Source organism: Herbaspirillum sp. meg3 (assembly GCF_002257565.1).
GTDB lineage: Bacteria > Pseudomonadota > Gammaproteobacteria > Burkholderiales > Burkholderiaceae_D > Herbaspirillum.
In genome coordinates, this window is sequence record NZ_CP022736.1 from 2587741 (window position 1) to 2606974 (window position 19234).

Annotated in this window: 6 protein-coding genes; 2 read left to right on the forward strand and 4 right to left on the reverse strand. The window is 59.1% G+C overall.

Features of this window, described 5'->3' with window-relative positions:
- Nucleotides 1-13 precede the first annotated feature (13 nt).
- Nucleotides 14-10597 carry a non-ribosomal peptide synthetase gene (locus hmeg3_RS11660; protein ID WP_094563867.1) on the forward strand — a complete coding sequence of 3528 codons (10584 nt, stop codon included), beginning with the start codon at nucleotides 14-16 and terminating at the stop codon, nucleotides 10595-10597.
- Between the two features lie 99 nt (nucleotides 10598-10696).
- Here the strand turns inward: hmeg3_RS11660 and hmeg3_RS11665 are convergent, their stop codons facing one another.
- From hmeg3_RS11665 to hmeg3_RS11680, 4 genes are read right to left on the reverse strand one after another with little or no spacing between them, the layout of a single operon-like run.
- On the reverse strand, nucleotides 10697-11917 hold the full coding sequence (locus hmeg3_RS11665) for a PepSY domain-containing protein (RefSeq protein WP_094563868.1): 1221 nt from the start codon (nucleotides 11915-11917) through the stop codon (nucleotides 10697-10699).
- A gap of 20 nt (nucleotides 11918-11937) precedes the next feature.
- Nucleotides 11938-14142, reverse strand: coding sequence for a TonB-dependent siderophore receptor (locus hmeg3_RS11670; RefSeq protein WP_094566283.1), 2205 nt, complete (start codon nucleotides 14140-14142; stop codon nucleotides 11938-11940).
- A 37-nt stretch (nucleotides 14143-14179) separates the two neighbouring features.
- The gene (locus tag hmeg3_RS11675) at nucleotides 14180-15499 is read right to left on the reverse strand and encodes a lysine N(6)-hydroxylase/L-ornithine N(5)-oxygenase family protein (RefSeq protein WP_094563869.1); all 1320 of its coding nucleotides are present in this window, start codon (nucleotides 15497-15499) and stop codon (nucleotides 14180-14182) included.
- A 12-nt stretch (nucleotides 15500-15511) separates the two neighbouring features.
- Nucleotides 15512-16621 (reverse strand): GNAT family N-acetyltransferase, encoded by a 1110-nt coding sequence (locus hmeg3_RS11680; RefSeq protein ID WP_232511968.1) that lies wholly within the window; start codon nucleotides 16619-16621, stop codon nucleotides 15512-15514.
- Between the two features lie 263 nt (nucleotides 16622-16884).
- Here hmeg3_RS11680 and hmeg3_RS11685 point away from each other — a divergent pair, with 263 nt between their 5' ends.
- Entirely contained in the window at nucleotides 16885-18567 is a 1683-nt protein-coding gene (locus hmeg3_RS11685) for a cyclic peptide export ABC transporter (RefSeq protein ID WP_094563870.1), read from the forward strand.
- The last annotated feature ends 667 nt before the right edge of the window (nucleotides 18568-19234 follow it).

Consider the following 19234-nt stretch of genomic DNA (forward strand, 5'->3'; position numbering starts at 1 on the left):
GAGCAGCCCCTTCATGAACGAAAAAAACAATCAACTGCTGGCACTCTTGCAAAGCGATGCACAAGAGCAGGCACTACGTTACCAAAGCCTCTCCGAGCACAGCGACAGACTGGACAGGGACGCCGGCGCAGCATCGTCCTCGCCGCTATCGTTCTCGCAGCAGCAGCTGTGGTACTTGCAGCAGATGGAGCCGCAGCAGACGGCGTACAACCTGACCCGCGCCTTCAGGTTGCACGGCACGCTCGACCACGCTGCATTGGAAGCTGCCTTTGCCGCCCTGATTGCACGTCACGCCAGCTTGCGCACCTGCTTTGTGGAACAAGACGGGATTGCATCGCAGCAGGTGACGGCAACAGTGCCGTTTGCCATGCAGGTGATTGACTGCAGCGAAGAGACGCCGGCAGAGCAGGAACACATAGTGGCTGCGCAAATCGATGCCGCCATGGCGCATGTGTTCGATCTGCGCGAGGCACCCTTGTTGTTCGTGCGGCTGTTGAAACTGGGGCAGCAAGAGGGCCAAGAGGGGCAAGATTCAGGACAGCAGCAACACGTACTGCTGATCGGCATGCATCACATTATTTCCGACGCCTGGTCCAATCCAATTGTCGCAAACGATTTGCAGCAGGCTTACCGGCTCGCGCTGGCAGAGCCTGGGTGCTTGCCGGTGCTGCCGGCCTTGCCGTTGCAGTATGCCGATTACGCCCGCTGGCAGCGCGAACATCTGCAAGGAGACTGGCTCCGGCAAGAGCTGGATCATTGGCAGACCGTACTGGGTGACGACGTACCGCCACTCAACCTCCCGCTGGACCGCCCCCGCAGTGGTCAAAGCGACGGTGCCGGTGCGGCTTTGAATTTTTCGTTGGACACCGGTCTGGCTGCAGGGCTCAGGCAATTTTGCAGAGATCAGCATTGCACGCCGTTTGTCGTGTTGCTGGCGGCCTGGCAGGTGCTGCTAAGGCGGTACAGCGGGCAGGACAATTTTGCAGTCGGAGTGCCGCAGGCAGGTCGCAACCGGCCGGAGTTGCAAGACATGGTCGGTTTTTTCGTCACCACTCAGGTCATGCGTGCCAGACTCGGTTCGCGCCTGTCGTTGCGCGACGCATGCCGGCAGGTGCGCAGCGCTGCGCTGACAGCGCTGGAGCATGCCGAACTGCCGTTTGAACTGCTGCTGGAACGCTATCCGGCCGAACGCGGACTCGGGCGTCATCCACTGTTTCAGACTATGTTTGGTTTACAGATCATTGAGGGCGCAGCTACTCTGGAGTTGGATGGTGTCACCGCAACCACGCTCGACATCGGCGTGCGCTCGGCCAAGTTCGATCTGGCGTTAGACATCAAGATCATCAACGGCAAGGTCAATGCGCGCCTGGAATACAGCAGCGAGGTATTCAGTGCCGCCACCATGCAACGCATCGCACGACATTATCAGGCGGTGCTGGCACAGATGACATCCGATCCCGACTGCACCATCGGTGATCTGGTTCTGTCGGATGAAGAAGAACAACAGACCCTGTTGCAGTGGAGCCGTAATACGGCACATGCCAACAGCGTCCCCAGTATCCTGTCGCTCATTGAACAACAGGTGATGTTGCATGCGCGGAGTAGCGCTGTGCGCGTGGTGCAGAGCGCACAGACGTTGACCTACGAGCAACTCAATCGTCATTCCAATCAGCTGGCGCACTGGCTCATCGGGCAGGGTGTCGGGCCGGACAGCCGGGTTGGCGTTGCCATGGAGCGTTCGCAGGAAATGGTCGTCGCCTTGCTGGCCATCATGAAGGCAGGGGGGGCCTACGTACCGATGGATCCGGATCATCCGCCACAACGGCTGAGCTACTTCATCGAAGACAGCCGCATTGGCTTGCTGCTCACGCAGGCGGCAATACTGCCGTTGTTACCGTTGTTACCGTTGTTGCCGGCAGCATCCGATGGCAGCACTGTGCGCGTCATCGATGTCGCCACGCTGGCACCGGCACTGTCACAGCAACCCGCGCACAATCCCGCGTTGCGCTTGCACCCCGAACATCTGGCCTATGTGATCTACACCTCGGGCTCCACCGGGCAGCCCAAGGGCGCTGCCAACCGGCATAGTTCGCTGGTCAACCGGCTCATGTGGATGCAGCAAGCCTATGGCTTAGGTCCCGGCGACAAGGTCCTGCAAAAGACCCCGTTCGGCTTCGATGTCTCGGTGTGGGAATTCTTCTGGCCGCTCATGACCGGTGCAGAACTGGTCATGGCGCCGCCGGGCGCACATCGTGATCCGGCGCAACTGGGCCAGTTAATTCGTGAGTACGGCATCACCACGTTGCACTTTGTGCCGTCGATGCTGCAAGCCTTCGTGAGCGACATTGCTGCAGCGCATTGCCCGAAACTGCAACGCGTGATTTGCAGCGGCGAAGCCTTGCCGATGGAGTTGCAGCAGCAGACGCAGCGTCAATTGCCGCAGGCGCAACTGATCAACCTGTACGGACCGACCGAAGCCGCCATCGACGTCACGCACTGGACGTGCCGGGTCGATGACCGTAGCGCGAGCGTACCGATAGGGCGTCCTATCAGCGCCACCCAAACCTATATTCTGGACGACGCGCTGCAACTGGTGCCGCAGGGTGTGGCAGGGGAGTTGTATCTGGGAGGTGTCAATCTGGCGCGCGGCTATCTGGGCAAGCCCGGGCTCACCGCAGAGCGTTTCGTCGCCAGCCCGTTCTCAGCCAACGGCGAACGGTTATATCGCACCGGCGATCTGGTGCGCTGGCGCGAGGACGGGCAGATCATGTATCTGGGGCGACTGGATCATCAGGTCAAGATCCGCGGCTTGCGTATAGAACTTGGCGAAATTGAGGCTGCTTTATTGGCGCAAGCGGTCATCCGTGAAGTGGTGGTCGTTGCCGTGGAGGTGGCAGGCAGCAAACAACTGGTGGCCTATGTTTCAGCGCGGGCCGGTGCACAGATCGATGCGGAAGCCTTACGGATGGTTCTGGGCCGACAACTGCCGGACTACATGGTGCCGACCGTGATCATGGAACTGGCGACGCTGCCGCTGAGCACCAACGGCAAGATCGACCGCAAGGCTTTGCCGGCGGTGCAGACGCAGAGCGAAGAAGCCTACGCCGCACCACAGGGCGACACCGAGCAACAACTGGCGCAGATCTGGCAAACCGTATTGGGCCTGCCACAGGTCGGACGGCACGATAACTTCTTTGCGCTCGGCGGCGACTCCATCCTCAGCCTGCAAATCATTGCGCGTATGCGTCAGGCGGGTTGGAAAATTACGCCGAAGCAGGTGTTCGAACGGCAAAGCGTGGCGTTGCTGGCTGCCGTGGCGGTCGCGCTGGCACCTGTGGTGAGCGATGCAGCGCATGGTATCGGATTGCAGAAACATCCTGCCGATACACTGGATATGTCCTTGCTGTCCTCACCGCTGACATCGCCGCAACTGGCACAGCTGCCAGTGCCACAGGAGCGGATGGCAGCGCTCTATCCACTGTCACCGATGCAGACCGGGATGCTGTTCCATAGCGTCTATGAAAGCGGCAGCGCGGCTTACATCAATCAGTTGCGCATCGACATTGACGGCGCGCTCGATAGCGATCGCTTTCGCGCCGCCTGGCAGGCGGTGCAGCAAGAACACGATGTCTTGCGCACCGGTTTTCTTGCCGACTGCACACCGCCTTTGCAATGGGTCGCGCGCACCGCACCGTTGCCGCTGGAAGACTACGACGTGCGTGCCATGGCCGACCCCGGTACGGCGCTCGATAGTATCGCCGCCGAACAGCTTGCGCGGGGCTTCGACCTGAATCAGCCACCGCTGCAACGGCTGGCGCTGGTGCGCACCGGCGAGGTCGGCTATCACTTCATCTGGACTGTGCATCATCTGCTGCTGGATGGCTGGAGTACCTCGCAATTGCTGGGTGAGGTGGTGCGGCGTTATCACGGAGCAGGCACATCGACGGTACAGACCGGCGCTTATCGCGACTACATCCGCTGGCTGCAACAACAGGACGGTGAAGAGCCCCAGCAATACTGGCAAGCACTGCTGACGCCGCTGACGGCACCGACCTATCTGCATCAGACGCTGAGTGTACCGACACCAACGCCGACTGCGGTATCAGCGTCGGTGCCGGATGCCGAGTCCTTCGGCGAACACCGGATCGTCTTGTCTGTTGCGCAAACCGAGGCGCTGGCCAGCTTCGCCAGGACTCAGCGTGTGACGCTCAATACACTGGTGCAGGCAGCCTGGGGATTGCTGTTGCAACGCTATACCGGACAGCCGGCTGTGTGCTTCGGCGCTACCGTTGCAGGGAGGCCGGACGATCTGGCCGGTGCCGAACATTTGCTGGGGTTGTTCATCAATACCTTGCCGGTCATGGTACCGGCTCAGCATGGACAATCGATATCACAATGGTTACAGGACCTGCAGGCCCAGAATCTGGCATCGCGCACGCTGCAGCACACGCCGCTCTATGATATTCAACGCTGGCATGCCCATCTGGGTCAAAGCCTGTTTGACAGCATTCTGGTGTTCGAAAACTATCCGATCGACGCCGCATTGCGGGATGGTGCTGCTGCCGACGGCAGCTTGCGTTTCAAGCGCACGCATAGCCGTGAACAGACCAACTATCCGATGACAGTCGGTGTCTCGCTGGGTGATGGCCTGAACATCGGCTGGCGCTATGACCGCAGCCATTTCAGCGATAGCGCGGTGCTGTCGATTGCACGCCAACTACAGCATTGCCTGCAAGAACTTATCGCCGCGCACGACCAGCCGACTGGCGCCCTGTCTATCCTTGATGCCGATGAACAGCGCGCCTTGCTGAAGCAGGGGCAGGGGCAGGCGGAAACCTATGCGGCACAACCGGTGCATGTGCTGTTCCAGCAGATCGCACAGCGCACGCCATTGGCGTTGGCGGTGCGTATGGGGGAGGACAGTCTCAGTTACAGCGAGCTGGACGCTCGCGCCAACCGGTTGGCGCATCTGCTGATGGCGCAGGCTGCCGCTGTTGATGCCGGCGCTCATAGCGGCGGAGAACTGCGCATCGGCGTCGCCTTGCCGCGTTCGCCGCAGATGATCGTGGCATTGCTGGCGGTGCTCAAAGCGGGTGCCGCCTATGTGCCGCTGGACCCGGAAACGCCCGCCGAACGGCTGACCTACATGCTTGACGACGCTGGTGTGAGCCTGCTGCTGACGCAACGCGATCTGTTGCCACCGTTGCCACCGTTGCCACCGTCGTCGCTGTCCGGTCTCGTCGTGCTTGAACTGGATGCGCTGGATCTGACTCACGGTGCGTCGCATGCGCCCGCTGTCGAGGTCAGCCCGGCGCAAATGGCCTATGTGATCTATACCTCGGGCTCCACCGGTAAGGCCAAAGGTGTCGCCGTCACGCACGGCCCTCTGAGTATGCATATCCAGGCCACTGCGACGCTTTATGAAATGGGGCCGCAATCACGTGAGCTGCATTTCTTGTCGTTTTCTTTCGATGGCGCGCACGAGCGCTGGATGACGGTGCTAAGTGCCGGCGGCACGCTGGTGTTGCGTGACCCCGATCTGTGGACCGCCGAACAGACCGTCGCTGCGTTGCATCGGCATGGCATCACACACGCCGGTTTCCCGCCGGTATATCTCAAGCAGCTCGCGGACTGGGTAGCGCGGACCGGTAATCCACCACCGGTATTTCTGTATTCCTTCGGCGGCGAAGCGATGCCGCAGGACACCTTCGAACAGGTCCGTCAGGTGCTGCGCCCGCAGCGTCTTATCAATGGTTACGGCCCCACCGAGACGGTGGTCACGCCACTGGTATGGAAAGTCGACGCACAGCAAGCCTGTGATGCACCGTATGCACCGATAGGCAGTCCGGTCGGGGCACGCACTGCGATGATTCTCGACGACCGGCTCCAGTTGCTGCCACGTGGCGTAGCCGGAGAACTGTATATCGGCGGCAGCGGACTGGCACGCGGTTATCTTGATCGCCCTGGTCTGACGGCGGCGTCGTTTCTGCCTGATCCGTTTGGTGAGCCAGGTGCGCGCATGTATCGCACAGGCGATCTGGTGCGCTGGCGCGAGGACGGTCAGATTGCCTATCTGGGGCGCATCGATCATCAGGTCAAGATCAAGGGATTCCGCATTGAGCTGGGTGAAGTCGAAGCCGCCTTGCTAGCGCAGCCGGGTATCCGCCAGGCAGTGGCCGTGGTGAGACGCGTAGCCGAGGTCGACCGGCTGTGGGCTTATGTAAGCGCGCATGCGGATGCTGCTCCGGATTTGGCAGCGGTACAGCGCGCCTTGGCGGCGACGTTGCCGGGATATATGGTGCCGGGCAAGATACTGCTGCTGGACGCATTACCGCTTAATCCCAACGGCAAGATTGACCGCAAGGCGCTGCCGCAGGACGCCGGACAGGACAAGGAGCGCGCCGCCGGCGCACCTGCCGACCTCCCGGACGGCGAACTGGAAACGCGCATTGCGGCGTGCTGGGAAGCTGTGTTGGGCGTCACCGCCATCGGCCGTCATGACAACTTCTTCGAACTAGGCGGTGACTCGATTCTGAGCCTGCAAATCATTGCCCGCTTGCGTCAGGACGGCTGGAAAGTGACGCCAAAACAGATCTTCGAGCAGCAGACCGTGGCAGCGCTCGCGCTGGTGGCCGAAGCTGCCGGTAGCGTGTCGGCGGGATCCCTACATCGTACAGCCGACTCCGCCAGTGACGGCGAAGTGCCCTTACTACCGATACAGGCGCAATTTTTTGCCAGCCCGATTCCATCGCGGCACCACTGGAATCAGGCAGTGATGCTGCGTAGCCCGCGCGCGATTGATGCGGCTGCGTTGCAAGGCGCGTTGTTGAGTATCGTCAATCAGCATGATGCCTTGCGCATGAGATTTGAACAGATGGACGATGGTGCCTGGCGGCAAACATATAGCCCGCCGTTGACCGAGCAAGATGCCGCGGCCGTAGCGTTGTTGTGGCAGAAGCAGGTTGACGCGAGCGCGTTGGATGAGGTGTGTGCGCAGGCGCAACGCAGTCTCGACTTGACCCATGGCCCGCTGTTGCGTGCGGTCTGCATGGCGCTCGAAGACGGTTCGTGGCGCTTGCTCGTGGTGGTGCATCACCTGGTGGTGGACGGCGTTTCCTGGCGGGTGTTGCTGGAAGACCTGCAAACCGCCTATGCGCAGCGGCTGAGTGGACAGGACATCGTGTTACCGGCAAAGACGGACTCGTACCGTGACTGGGGGCGCGTGTTGCAGGACTTCGCACCTACTTCCGCAGACGAACTGGCATATTGGCAGGCACTCAGCACAACGCCTGCAGGGTTGCCGTGCGACATGCCGCAGGCGCCGCTGCTGGCCAGCGATCAGGCGCGTGCTGCGTGCCGGCTGGATGTGGCGACGACACAGGCGCTGCTGAAACAGGCACCGGCTGCCTATCGCACGCAGATCAACGATCTGTTGCTGGCGGCGCTGGGTCAGGCATTGGGACAGTGGAGCGGCTTGCAGCAAGTACTGATCACGCTGGAGGGGCATGGCCGCGAACAACTCGATGATGACATCGATGTCTCGCGCACGGTCGGTTGGTTCACTAGTGTGATGCCGGTAGCGTTGCCCACCAGCGGCACGTTGCCTGCATTGATCACTGCGGTCAAGGAAACCTTACGCGCTATCCCACGCAAGGGCATCGGTTTTGGTCTGTTGCGGCAATGGGGCACGGCACAGCAACGCGCGGCACTGGAGACGGTGCCGACGGCGGCGCTTGCCTTCAATTATCTGGGGCAGTTCGACGGCAATTTCCGCGCCGGCGACGACTGGCAACCGGCGGCTGAATCGCCGGGGGCCTCACGTGACGCCGCTGCGCCGATGGCACAGGATCTATCCATCAACGGTCAGATTGTCGGCGGCGAACTACGGCTGGAGGCAACTTACAGCAAAGCGCGTTATCACGCTGCCACCATTGATGGCTTGATGCAGTTGCTGGAGCGCGCTTTGCATGACGTGGTCACGCATTGTTGCAGCGGTAGCAGCGGCATCACGCCGTCGGACTTTCCATTGGCGCGTCTGACGCAGCCGCAGCTCGACAGCGTGCTGGTTGAAATGGATTGCCGGCCCGCCCAGATCGAGGATATCTATCCGACTACGCCTTTGCAGCGCGGCATGTTGCTGCATCTGCTGCGCGCACCGTATTCGACCGCCAATGTGGTCCAGCTCGATGCACACAGCAAGACGATCGATGTGGCGCGATTCCGTCAGGCCTGGACGACGGTGTTGCAGCGTCATCCGGTGCTGCGAACGGCCTTTGTCTGGAGTCCGCTGGAGGTGCCGCAACAAGTCGTGCTGCGTCAGGCAACATTGCCGATGACCTTGCTCGACTGGCGCGGGAGGTCGTCGCAGAATGCCGAGCAAGAATGGCTGGCCCTGTGCCGCTATGAGCACCAGCGCGGTTTCGATGCACGGCGGCCACCGCTGATGCGGTTTGTGATCGCCCAACTGGACGATGGGGTTCGCTTACTCTGGACCTGGCATCATATTTTGCTGGACGGCTGGAGCATGTCGCAATTGCTGGGCGAGGTGTTTTCACTGGCGGAAGATAAACCTGTGGCGCAGCAAGCCTTGCCGTTTTCCAGCTATATGGCATGGCTGGCGCAGCAATCGGCAGCTTCTGCCGATTCGGATGAGGCGTACTGGCGCGCGCAGTTTGCACGTTGTGCGCCATCCCGACCGGCGGGCTTGCTGGGTGCGACACCGGCGGCCACCGCGCTGCTGCCTGCAATTGAGGCGACTTGCAACAGTGGCGCGCCGTCAGCGTATGCGACAGTCTATCTGTCGATCGATCAGGAACGTAGCCGTCGCTTGCAATCCTTTGCCGGAGCCAGCCAGGTGACGCTCAACACATTGGTACAGGCAGCCTGGAGTCTGCTGCTGCACGAGTACACGGGGGCGGTTGATGTTGTGTTCGGTGTCACCGTGTCCGGTCGTAGTGTGGATTTCCCGGGGATCGAACGGGTCATGGGCATGTGTATCAACACCTTGCCGTTGATACAGCGATTGGATGCGCAGCACAGTGTAGTGCAGTGGCTGGCACAGTTGCAGGCGCATAACCTGAACCTGCGGCAACGTGAACATGTGGCGCTGGGCGACGTACTGGCCTGGTCCGGCCAGGCTACGCATGCCTTGTTTGACACGCTGATGATCTTTGAAAACTTTCCAGTGGACGAATCGCTGAAAAAGGGAGTGGGTCGTTCGCTCGCCTTCGATACTATCCGCAGCCGCGGCGCCAGTGATTTTGCGCTGACGCTGGTGGTATTGCCGGGTACCGCCTTACGCTTCCAATTTGAATACGATGCGGCACGTCTGGCGCCAGCGCTGGTGGAGCAGGTGGCGCAACGACTGGCCGTGTTGCTCGATAAACTGTCCGATAGCCGCCACGGCAGGTTGGCGGATTTCTTGCTGGCAGCACCGGTAACTCCGGCAGTGCCCATGTCGTCGGCAATACAGACGGACATGGTTGTCGCCAGCATCGGAGCAACGACGAGTGCAGTCGAAGCGCATCTGATCTCGATCTGGCAAGCGGTGTTGCATCAGCCCCTGGTGAAGCAGGTGACGCCGGATGATGACTTCTTTGCGCTCGGCGGCAACTCGCTGCAAGCCATGCAGGTGCTTACGCGCTGGAATGCGGTGGCACGCGATCATGGACTGGCGGCGATGCAACCGGCCGATGTGTTTAGCCTCCCAGTCCTGCGGGAATTGGCGAGCATGCTGGCGCTACGCAACGGTGCGGCGGCCACGCTGATGCATCATCAGGCCAGCCGGTCGCCAGATCAGACGCAGGCAGCAGTGTTGGTGTGCTTCCCGGCGCGCATGTCCAATGCAGACGAGTACCGTGCACTGGCAGAAACGCTGGGGCAGCATCACAGCGTGCTGCAATTGCTATGTCCTCCTGAAGAGCGCTGGCGCTGGAGCAGCATGGATGTGGTGGCATTGGCGACGCAGTATGCCGGCGTCATCAAGCGAGACCTGCAGGGCAAGCGTTGCTGCTTCCTTGGCTGGTCAGTGGGCGGCTTGCTGGCTCTGGAGACTGCCAGGCAGTTGCGTCAGAGCGGGGCGGACATCCCTGTTGACTGGATCGGACTTGCAGACAGTTCCGACTTCTCCGTTTTACGCGGACAGTTGGCGCAAATGAGCATGCCGCCGCAAGCAGTGCTGGCACCGCAGGAAGCGCGCTTGGCGCAATGGTTGCAGCGTTCGGCCATGGCCGAACGCTGGCACGCCTTGCTGGCACAGATGACCTCGCCTCAACGCGCCTATTTCTTGCTGGAAGTAGTGGCCAGAGCGGGTGATGGATTACCGCTGGACGGATCCGGTCAGGAAGGTGCCGAGGCCGCTCTGTGGGAGCGCATTCGTTGTCTGCGTCTGGGATTGGAAACAGAGCTGCCACCCGCACCCTCCGTGCCGCTGCATGTTTGGCAGGCTGGTCGACGCGAGGCTGCACAGGTCGCTACTGACTGGCGTGCGTATGCGGCGCAAGGACAAGGACAGGCAGAGGTCAGTGTGGTGGATGCCGACCATCTGTCGTTGCTGACATCCCCGGCATGGCATGTGCAGGTGGCAGCGCTGATGTAGCAGAGCGGCAGGGAAGAGAAAGGGGCGGCGTCTCGTATCATGGAGATGCCGCCCCTCAGGCTGAAAGGTGAAAAAGAAAAGAGAAAAAAACAGGCTGGTTCAGCGTCGTACGGTGGATTTGGCGCGCCGTTTTTTCCACCAGACGATGACACCCGTTACTGAAACGACGGTAATGAACAGGCCGATGAAGGTAATGAAAATTCTCCAGGGAAGGCCGAACACATGTCCCATATGCAAAGCGCCGATCCAATTGCTGAAGGTGTTGCCGCTGACATCACCCGTCGGCAACCAATGCCCGCGCAACTCGCCGGTGCGCGCATCGATGAGCACGCCGGTATTGCCGACATGCGGGCGCAGGTCCAGCGAACTGTGCACCATGTAGGCAAACAAGCCGCGCCGCCGGTCAAAACTGAGACGTTCTTCGGCGTCGATCTGCATGGCATGTTCGCTGGCGAATTGTTGCATGGCCTTGCGTGCGGCGGCATGGGCCTGTGGCCAGGTCATCGGCATCTGCGCCAGCGGTTCGCGCAAGGCCGGCTGGCCGCGCCAGCTGTTGTCGAACGGCAGCACGGTGGCCATCACCGGCTCAAAGACTTGCTCACGCAGATTGAACATCACACTTGACCAGGCAAACAGCAGCAACATCAGCCAGCACCACAAGCCCAACGCGCGGTGCAAGTCCAGATTGACCCGATAAAAACCGGCTTGCCATTTGACCAGCCACGCCGGTTTCCACTTGGTGAAAAACGGCCTGCCACGCGGCCATGTGAGATAGGCACCGACGAAGCAGTCGATAGTCCATAACACCGACACCAATCCCATCAACAGTGCGCCCGGTATGCGTGGCAATGCCATCGAATGATGGATGCGAAACAGAAAGGGCATGAGGTTTTCCGGCCGGATACTGATCTTGTTAAGATCGCGCACTCCCTGGATGGCGCCGGTGTAGGGATTGACCAGAATCTGGTTGTAGCCAAGCTGGTAGGGGCGTTGAGTCGCGGGGTCAATCGCCGGATCAGGTGTGAAGGCGAGCGTACGTCCTGGTTCCGGGCGCAACATCAGCTGGCTAATACGGACCTTGGGGCCGAGCGCCTGCTCCACCCGTTCGCGTAACGTGTAAGGATCAAGCATGGCATCCGTAGCCTTCCTGGACGCCGGCAGCGCCACATGCAATTGCGGCGCCAGCCACACTTCCAGTTCGTCTTCAAATGCCAGCAGGGTGCCGGTGAGGCTGGCGACGACTAGAAAAAAAGCAATCGCCAGACCTGTCCAACGATGCAGCAGGACAAAGGTCTGGCGTGTCGGATGCCAGATGCGCATCCGCCCTGCAGGAGTACTGCTTACCATCGCGTAGTGAGCGAGATGATGCCGGCGCGGCGAGCGCCGTACTCGCAATTCTCGTAACAGAATGCGTAGACGCGATCGGCGACGTTATTGATTTTCAGGCCCAGTTCAAAGTTGCGCCAGGCCGACGACAGTTGTCCCAGATCGTAGCGTGCGCCAAAGTCGATCAAGGTCACGCTCGGTGTTTCAAAGGTATTGAGTGCGTTGCCGTAGCTGCGACCGATGTAGCGTACGCCGCCGGCGACATGCAAGCCGACCAGAGCACCATTCTGGAATGCATAGTCCGCCCACACGCCGCCGCTATGCTTGGCTGCTCCGGGCAGAGCTTTGCCTAGTTTGGCGTCGTTGGCGCTGGTGACTTCAGTGTTGGTGTAACTATAGCTTGCCGTGGTGTTGAGTCCACGTACCAGCGAGGCCTTGGCTTCCAGCTCCAGACCACGTGAGCGGGCTTCACCGGTCTGTACGCTGAAGGTCGGGTTGCTGAGATCGGTAGTGGTGACGTTCTGGCGGCGCAGGTCAAATAAGGCTGCCGTGAACAGCGCGTTGGTGCCTACCGGCTCGTACTTGACGCCGACTTCGTATTGCTTGGCCTGTTCCGGCTTCAGCGGTACGCCTTGGGAGGTAGTGCCGGAAACTGGTGTGAACGACTGTGAGTAGCTGGAGTAGGGCGAGATGCCGTGGTCCATCTGATAAACCAATCCGAAATTGCGCGTAAAGGCCTTGTCGTTACGCTCGGTCTTGGCCTTGCTCAGATAGTTCTGGGTCGTCTGATCCGACCAGTCGCGACGCACACCCGCCGACAGCAGCCAGCGTTGAGCGATCTTGATCTGATCTTGCAGGTAGGCACCGAACTGGTCGTCCACCGTGCGCACGTTGTAGTTGTCCGCCACGGCCGGCAAGTTGTTCACGTAAACCGGATTGAAAAGGCTGAGTGTGCTGGTGGTGATATTACCGGTATAGCCGCGCAGATTGGCAGCAGTGCGATGATAGTCGACGCCCGCTATCACCTTGTGCGTGAGGATACTGGTAGTGAAATCGGCTTGCACCTGATTGTCAGCAGTAATCGTGTCGGCATCGGTGTGCAGTTGCCAGCGTTGCAGCGCGACGGTGTTTAACTGCGTGGTCGGGAAAAAGGATCCGAAACGCAGATTGTTGCGGGTGCCGTTATAGCTGGAATAGCGCACATTCTGGCGCACCGACCAGACATCGTCGAAACGATGTTCGAATTGGTAGCCGATGGCCGAGTTTTCGTACACTTCATTGTTATAACGGGACAAGCCAAGCACTCGGTTGGTCGGGATCTGGCCATTGGGGTTGTACGCCACGGTACCGGCTGCCGGCAGCAGATTGTTGGACAAGCCTTCAGTGCGTTGATATTCGGCCCGAATCGTCAGCTCGGTGCGATTCGATGGGCGCCAGGTGATCGCAGGGGACAGGAAAGTGCGCTTGTCGACCGTGTCATCAACTTGTGTTTTTGCATCGCGCACCAGACCTGTGATGCGATACGACCAAATGCCGGCATCGTCGATCGGACCACTGAAATCACCGGCGACTTGCTTGCGGTTGTAGCTGCCAACCTGTACTTGCAGTTCATGTAGCGGTGTGGTGGTCGGTTTCTTTGAGACGACATTGATCACGCCACCCGGCTGATTCTGACCAAACAACACCGAAGCCGGGCCGTGCAGCAGTTCGATCCGCTCCAGGCCATAAGGCTCCGGTGCGTAGCGGCTGTAATTGGCGTTGGAAGAGGTCAGCGTACCGTCGCGATAGATTGATCCGCCGTTGTTGATTGGAAAGCCGCGCAACAACAATGCGGATTCGGTCACCGCAAACGCGCCGGTAGGAGCCTGCACACCGCTGGTGAAGCCGAGTGCTTCGCTCACGGTGCGGGCCTGTTGGGCAGCGATCTGATCGCTGGTGACCACTGACAACGACATCGGCGTCTCAGTAATAGGGGTATCGGTCTTGGTGCCGGTGGCGCTGCGTTTGGCGACGTAGCCTTGCACCGGACCGGTGGCCTTTTCCTGTTCCTTTTTTGAATTGACGGTCACTTCCGGCAGGCTTTGATTTTGATCAGCACTTGCTTGCTGCGCATAGGCGCTGCCCGAGAGGGACAAGCCCAGCATTCCGTATTGAAGCGAACGCACCAGCAGACGCTGGCGAAAAGGAAACGAACCTTGAGTAGATGTTGTTATTGGCATGATGAGGTGATGAGTCGTATCGTAGTTAAAGTTATTGTCAGATCCGCAGTGCAGCAGCTGCATGCACTTCCCCGGGACTTTGATGCTTGGCCGGATAGGCCGGCATCGGCAGCGGGCATCTGGAAAGTGCCTCGCTGATTTCTTTGGTACGAATCGCTGTCACGGAGAGCAGGGTGTCGCTCAGGCCGTGCGAGGGTTCGCAGCTGCCTTGCAGAAAAATGGACGGTTTGAATTGCGGTGTGCTGTGCAGACGATAGTTGCGATCAACTCGCATCTCTGGCAAGTAGGATTGCAGCGAGGACAGCAGCGCATGATGCTGTTGCCGCTGGTAGCCGGTGGCCAGGATCACGACGTCATAGGTCAGGCTGTGCACGTTGCCTGTTTCCATATCGTGCAGGCGCAGATGCACGCCGGCAGCGTCTGCGCTAGCCTCGACGGTGTTGTGACGACGCAGAAAACGGTGCCGTTGGCTACCGCTAACCTTTTGCAGGTAAAAGACTTGAAACATGCGTTCAATCAGGGCCATGTCCGGCGCCGCATAGTTGGTCTGCATGAACTCATCAAGCAAGGCACCACGACTGTCTTCCTTGGTATTGAAGACGTAGTCGGTGTAGTCCGGATTGAAAATTTCGTTGACGAAAGGGCTGTCGTCGGACGGTTTGATGGTGCGCGCCCGGGTGATAAAGTCGACCGCAATATCTTCCCGACCGTTCAGGTCCATGAATATCTCGGTGGCGCTTTGGCCGGCGCCGATGATGGCGACGCGACGCGCTCGCGGCTGCTGATTGAAAGCAGTGCGAAAGCGGCTGGAATGAAACACGCGGGGGTCGCCTTTGAGCGGGGCCATGCAATCGGGAATGTTAGGAACACCGCCGATGCCGAGGACCAGATTGCGGGTCAGATTTTCCTGAATCTGCTGACGGCTGTCGCGTGAAATCACGCGGAGCAGGGCGACGTCGTTGCCGCGCTTTTCCGGCACCACATCAATCACTTCCTCCTGATAGCGGCAATGCTCTTCGAAATGTCCGGCCGCCCATGAAAGATAGTCATTGAATTCCAACCGGCTGGGATAAAAGGTCTTGAGATTGATGAAATCACTCAACCGGCGCTTCTGGTGAAGATAGTTGACGAAGGTAAAAGGACTGGCAGGATTGCGTAGCGTCACCAGATCTTTCAGAAACGAGATCTGCATATGGGTGTCATCGAGCATCATGTCGCTATGCCAGGCGAAATTAGGCTGTTTTTCCAGGAACAGCGCGTTGAGTGCGTGTCCCGCCGGCAAGCCTTCTTCCAGGGCAATCGCCAACGCCAGATTGGACGGCCCGAAGCCGACGCCGATCAGATCGTGAATGTGCAAGACAATCTCCTGTCAATAGGTGAGAGAGGGTGCGCCGGGGAAGGGGCTGTGGAGCGTGCCAAGATCTGTCTGCGGCTGCCACAATCCCTGCCCGAAATAGCGCTCGCGCGACAACATGACCAGCATGGCGCGCTTGTGGGGGAAATCGAATTCTTTGACCTTGGCATAACCGCTTTTGTCGAGGTTGCGGATCTGTTTGTCGTGGTCGGCGCGTGGCTCTCCGACCACGCACTGAGTACGGCAGTCGTCGAGAAAGAGATAGTGCGAGATCGAGGTCAGCCATGCCACGGCAAATTGTTTGCCGCGGAACGCTTCTTCGCCCACCAGCACGTGCCAGCCGCGGTCGAAGTCTGCGCTGTCATAGAACGGCGCGATGCGGTTTTCCTTGGCCCAGTAAGCTTCGAAATAAGCGAACGGCTGGTCGTCGAAACTGGCAATCAGCGACGTCATATGCGGATCCGCTGCAATCGTGTCGAGATAATGCCGGTGTTGTGCGAGGTCGCCGGTTTCACCCCAAAACTGCGCCACCACCGGGTCGTTCATCCAGCGGCTGAACAACGGCAGATCGTTTTCTTGCCGCAAGGTCCGCAGTGTCAAAGTCCGCTTGAGCCAAGGGATATAACGCGTATACACCACGCCCTGAGGCTTCGGGCCGCGCAAGGGGTGACGGCGGCCATCGTGCATGACCTGTAACGCCGGGAAGGCTGTAGTCGCGGCATGCGGCAGCCAGCCGGCCGCGTGCTGCCAGACCATCTCCGCATAGGAAACGTAGCCACCGTTCTGAGCAACCAGCAGGCCGGCATGGGCCAGTTCGCGTGCGGTCCCGTCAGGCAAGACAACCTCGATCATGCGCACTTGTGGTTCATGCATCAGAATCATCTGCAATACCGCCAGCAGGTCGTCGTAGCCGGATGCATCGGTGGAAATGCGCCAGTCCGCGTTTGCCACGGCTAGCGGATCGGATGATTTTGGTGACGTTGCTGCACCGCGTTGCCACTGCCAGCGCGAGCGTTCCCGGTGTTCATCATCGCAAACGCTGAGTTGATCGGCTTCGCAATAGACGAACAAGGGCGTCCCACGCACGCACAGCGGTGTGGCATAAACAGGTAGTGGACGATTCAATACAACTCCTGAGTGAATTCCGGACAAATATTCCGACAAATGCGGCAAAGGTATTTCAGCCCTTGGTTTCGCAAGGCAAATGTCGCTCTCCCTTCTTTGACGAATGAGAAGTATTTTTATTTACAAAAATCTATCAAGACCCGTACCGGAGCTGGTTTGCGGCTTTCATGGCTGATCTGAAACCGTCGCCAGGAGGCCTTGCGGCTTAAATTGGCGGCTACTTGATTCGTCTGATAAGGAGACTTCCTTTATTTGGCGAACGCATGCTTAACTATCTATTAAGACAATCCTGGCGCTTCCTGTTGCTGGCAGCAGGGGCGAGCATTACGCGCGGTGTGTGCAGCGTGCTGATGGTGATTCAGATCAATGCCGCGCTGTCGGCCGATGCTGCAGCGCGCGCCCAGGCGGCCTGGTGGTTTGCCGCGACCGTGGTGACGCTGATGCTGAGTCACATGGCGTCAAACATCCTGTTCGAACGACTCAATCAGCGGGCGCAGGCGGATATGCGGCGCTATATTTCCGCTCGCGTGATTAGTGCGGATTATCGTCATATCGAACGCATCGGCGCAGCGCGTATCCAGTCCGCACTGACCGAGCACAGCGCCAAGGTCGCGGAATTCTTTGTCGGCTTGCCGGCCATCCTGACCAACTCGGTGGTCGTGATCGGCTGTCTGATCTATATGCTGCTGCTGTCCTGGCAAGTATTTCTGGTGGCGCTGGCCGTCTTGGGGCTGGGTTCGCTGGGCTACCATCTGGCGCATCTGAAGGCGATCCGCTATCTGGAACGCGCAGCCAAGGAGCAAGACGTCATGTTCGGTCATTTTCAGGGAATGACGGCCGGTGCCAAGGAATTGCGCCTGCATCGCAAAAAACGCCAGCTATTTGAGCGCGACTTGTTGCATGTGGCGATTGAAAACGTGCGCAGCCTGAGGACGCGTGGCATGTCGATTTTTACCGCATCGGCCAGTTGGGGCAACTTCCTGATATTTGCATTCATCGGCCTGGTGCTGTTCTTTCTGGTTAGTGATGCGCCCTCGGAACGCGCGGTGATGAGCGGTTTTGCACTGGTGTTCGTCTATATCGTCACGCCTCTTGAAGTGTTGCTGATGAATATCCCACGCGCCAATCTGGCACGCGTAGCTGCGGCGCGCATCGATGCCGTCACACAGGATATGTCCAGCAGCGAACCACCCGCGGCAGAAGCGCAGGCCGGTACCTTGGAGAGTCTGGTTCTGCGTAACGTGACACATCGTTATTATCGCGAATGCAGCGACGGTTTCTTCCTGCTCGGGCCGATCCGGCTTAGCTTCGTTCCCGGCGAGGTAACGTTCCTGGTCGGCGGCAACGGCAGCGGCAAAACCACGTTGGCCAAACTGCTGGTCGGACTCTACGTGCCACAGGAGGGGGAAATCGTCTGGAACGGCAATGTGGTTGACGATGCCGGACGTGACGCCTACCGCCAATTATTCTCGACGGTGTTTTCTGATTTTCATCTGTTCGATCAGTTGCTGGAAAGTGATCGCCCCAATCTGGATGCCGATGCCAATCGCTTGTTGGAGAAATTGCAGTTGCAGCATCTGGTGCAGGTCAAGGACGGTGCGTTTACGACTCGAGCGTTGTCGCAAGGACAGCGCAAGCGTCTGGCACTGGTGGTAGCTGCTCTGGAAGATAGGCCGTTCATGGTGTTCGACGAGTGGGCGGCTGATCAGGACCCATTGTTCAAGGACGTGTTCTACCGCACGATCTTGCCCGAACTGAAGGCGCAGGGTAAGGCAGTGCTGGTAATCTCACACGATGACAAATACTTTGACCTTGCTGACCGCGTGTTGTCGCTCCAGAACGGTCAGCTGTCGGCATCCGGACAGGCACCGGAGGAACACAACGCGACGCAAGTGGTGAACATTGAATCGACGCGACAGCAGAATCTGGCGCCACAGGTCGCCTGACGGCTATTAAGAGATCGACATAGAAGGCGCTTGATGACAGCCAAGTTAGTTCTGGCTGTATTGAGCGTCTTCCATTAGCGTTTTAGTCAGGCGATACATTCGCGCTGAAATCGAAATAGCAAAAAAGGGACGTGCCTGTTCCAGCGCGCGTATGACGGCGCTCAGTTCTGGGAAGCGCGCAGCAGGATAAGGCTCGGCACCGCACGGATAAGATTTTACGAGTCCCCAATGTCATATGTTCATGTTTCTCAAGGCAGCTGATTCTCAAAGGTGAGTTTTATAAGTCAGCTCACTTTGTTCACGCCGGTAGACAGTTCCACGAATCAAGCTGAACATAGTCACAGTTTTCGTCATCCCCACCCAGCCTACCGAAACATGCCAACTTGAGTATTTAGTGCTCAATTGATGCCGCCAAGCTTTTAATCATCTACTGTCCCGCAGGTTCTAAGTAGTCGTCAGTTCTACGTGCGCCAAATATCGGATGTTTGCCGTATCTCTCGCAGACATTGAGTCCGGCCTTTCCGACCGCTCCTGACAGGACGTAACGGCGCAGGCATTCCAGCCGAAATAAATAAAATTGCCTTGCAGTAATTTTTGCATCGCTTCCCGTGCTGCGATACCGCTTGCCGAATGAATATGCATTTCATTGCGGCGCGGCAATCAGGAT

What these genes read in the sequence shown, in the direction of transcription:
- hmeg3_RS11665 (WP_094563868.1), bottom strand. Translation starts at nt 11,917, where the DNA reads ATGCGCATCTGGCATCCGACACGCCAGACCTTTGTCCTGCTGCATCGT.
- hmeg3_RS11670 (WP_094566283.1), bottom strand. Translation starts at nt 14,142, where the DNA reads ATGCCAATAACAACATCTACTCAAGGTTCGTTTCCTTTTCGCCAGCGT.
- hmeg3_RS11685 (WP_094563870.1), top strand. Translation starts at nt 16,885, where the DNA reads ATGCTTAACTATCTATTAAGACAATCCTGGCGCTTCCTGTTGCTGGCA.
- hmeg3_RS11660 (WP_094563867.1), top strand. Translation starts at nt 14, where the DNA reads ATGAACGAAAAAAACAATCAACTGCTGGCACTCTTGCAAAGCGATGCA.